This is a genomic window from Sinorhizobium sp. M4_45 (assembly GCF_002885915.1).
Taxonomy (GTDB): Bacteria; Pseudomonadota; Alphaproteobacteria; order Rhizobiales; family Rhizobiaceae; genus Sinorhizobium; species Sinorhizobium meliloti_A.
In genome coordinates this window covers 1-2,483 of the sequence record NZ_NWVE01000025.1, presented here as the reverse complement: position 1 = coordinate 2,483, position 2,483 = coordinate 1, and the positions used below count along the sequence as shown (strand labels likewise).

2 protein-coding genes are annotated in these 2,483 nt (G+C 57.9%); both read left to right on the top strand.

What is annotated here, in order from left to right:
• A partial coding sequence (locus CN933_RS31755) for a hypothetical protein (RefSeq protein WP_210204031.1) occupies positions 1 to 394 on the top strand: 394 nt, incomplete at its 5' end.
• Positions 391 to 2,478: a recombinase family protein gene (locus tag CN933_RS31165; RefSeq protein ID WP_102763423.1), complete on the top strand. Its 2,088-nt coding sequence runs from the start codon at positions 391 to 393 to the stop codon at positions 2,476 to 2,478. The genes CN933_RS31755 and CN933_RS31165, both read left to right, overlap by 4 nt.
• Positions 2,479 to 2,483 lie beyond the last annotated feature (5 nt).

Here is a 2,483-nt window from a genome sequence, read left to right as displayed (position 1 = left end):
CTCGAAGGCCTACAGAAATATCCCTGCTTGTGAGTCTGACGAATCATCACCGGACAAGATCGAGGTGCTGGATCCGAGCCATCCGTTATTTGGACGCTCCTTTAATGTGATCCGTAAGGTAGGACGCAGAGGCGGCAACTTCGCGCCGTCATATGAGGTTGAACATCGTGGCGGATCGACCTTGCTGATCCCTGTGTCTGCGACACAGGGATATGTCGAGGCCACGAATCAGATTAAACTTAACGTTGAGGCAATTCGGGATCTTATCGCGGTGGCGGAAACTCTCGAAGGTCATGATGATCGAACCGAAGAACCTGTGGGCGACGTTATCACCCGCGTTGCGGCGTCAGATCCTCGACGACGTCGCCGCAGTTCTGGCGGAGGTGTGTCATGAAGTCCGAACTGGTCAAGCCCACCCATCTGGCACGCAGAGCGGTTGTTTACGTCCGTCAGTCGACACCGCATCAAGTAATAAGCAACCAGGAGAGCCTACGGCTACAGTACGCGCTCCGCGAGCGCGCTCGTGAACTTGGCTGGCATGAAGCCGATATTGACGTTATCGACGCCGATCTCGGCATCAGTGGAGCCTCTACTACCGGCAGGAACGGCTTTAAGGAACTCGTTGGACGGGTTGGTCTGAGTGAGATCGGTTTGATCCTGTCGATCGACGTGACCCGACTTGCTCGCAACTGTTCGGATTGGTATCCGCTGCTTGATATCTGCGGCCTGCGCGGCTGCCTCATTGCCGATCGCGATGGCGTCTATGATCCCGGCAGCGCCAATGGTCGTTTGCTTCTGGGTCTGAAGGGAACCATCTCCGAGCTTGAGCTACATACAATCCGAAGCCGTTTGACAGCAGGTCTGCTTGCCAAGGCTGAGCGCGGCGAACTTGCCCTCATGCTACCGGTTGGTTTGGTGCGCGATCCGAGCGGGGTGGTCGTAAAAGATCCTGATCTCGGTGTTCAAGAACGGCTCGAGCTTGTGTTCCGGACATTCCTGAAGTTCCGTACCGTCGCTAAGGTTATGCGCGTCTTAAATGATCGGGACCTGCCCTTACCTCGCCGCGACCGGTTTGGCGAACTGCGCTGGGCGCGAGCAACGGTCTCAGCGGTGGCTGCGATCCTGAAGAATCCCGCCTACGCCGGTGCCTTCGTTTATGGACGGACCCGCTTTCGTGCCGCCGGGCGTGACGGCGGTTCAGAGGCAAAAATACCCAAGGATATCAAAGACTGGCGCATCATCGTGAAGGATCGCTATCCCCACTACATCGACTGGCCAACCTATGAGAAGATCCGCGATATCGTGCGAGACAACAGAGCCGAATACATGCGTGCCAAAACCAGAGGAGCTCCCCGTGATGGCGAATTGCTGCTGCACGGCATCGCTTGGTGCGGGCGATGTGGCTACAAGATGTACGTCCGCTATAAAGGCGGCGGAGAGTATGCCTGCAATCACCTCCATTCCCACTCTGGCTTGCCGGACTGCCAGCGCGTCCGTGCGGCTCAGATCGATGCAGCTGTGGCGGACGCTTTCCTGGCCGCGTTGGCACCTGGCGAACTTGACGCGCTAGCGCGGGCTCGGCAGGCACAACAGCAAGTCAACAAGGCGTTGCGCGCTGGCGCTGAACGGGAGCTTGAGCGCAAGCGCTACGCCGCCGCGCTGGCAGAACGCCAGTTCAATCGTGTTGACCCTGATAACCGTCTGGTCGCCTCCGAACTCGAGCGTCGATGGGAAGCAGCGTTGAGCGAACTTCGCGCTGCTGAAGATGCCGTTGCCCAACGAGCCTCGAGTGAACCGGCTAAGCGAACAGGGTTTAGCAAAGACCTCAATAACAAGGTTGTTGCGTTATTCGATAGCCTTCCCCAAATCTGGGCCGACGATGCGACGACGGACGCTCATCGCAAGGCACTATTGCGGTGCCTTATCGAAAAAGTCGTCCTTGACCGCGGTGAACGCGACATTGCTTTGGCGAGGATCGTGTGGCGTGGCGGCGCCGTGACTGATCTCCACGTCAAAATGAAGGTCAATTCCGTCGCCAGGCTCACGCGCGGTGAAGAACTGCGCGCGCGTCTGCTGGAGCTCGCTCTGACGGGCGTGCCTGATGACGAGATCGCCGAAATACTGACGCGCGAAGGACACCATTCGCCCAATTGCGAGGAAAAGGTTTTGCCGATCACGGTGCAACGCCTCCGCCTTGCAGCGGGCATCAAGGTAAAGGCGCAGCGCAACAGATGGACGCACGAACCTACTTTGCTCAGCGCCGTACAGCTGGCCGCCAGGCTCGGTATTCCCGTCAATTGGATTTACGTGCAAATCAGGCGGAAGCGCCTGCTCATCGACCAGCAGTCAACCGGAGCATATTTGCTCCAAAATTCCCCAGCGGTCGTCAACGCGGTTCGCGACCTTCGCAACCGTACCATTCATCACCTTGATCTGAGAATCATTCAGCCTCACCAGGAGGGGCATCAACATGCGTAGTCGCT

Bases quoted from the DNA above. Each gene is read 5' to 3' on its own strand.
- CN933_RS31165 (WP_102763423.1), top strand. From the start codon at position 391: ATGAAGTCCGAACTGGTCAAGCCCACCCATCTGGCACGCAGAGCGGTT.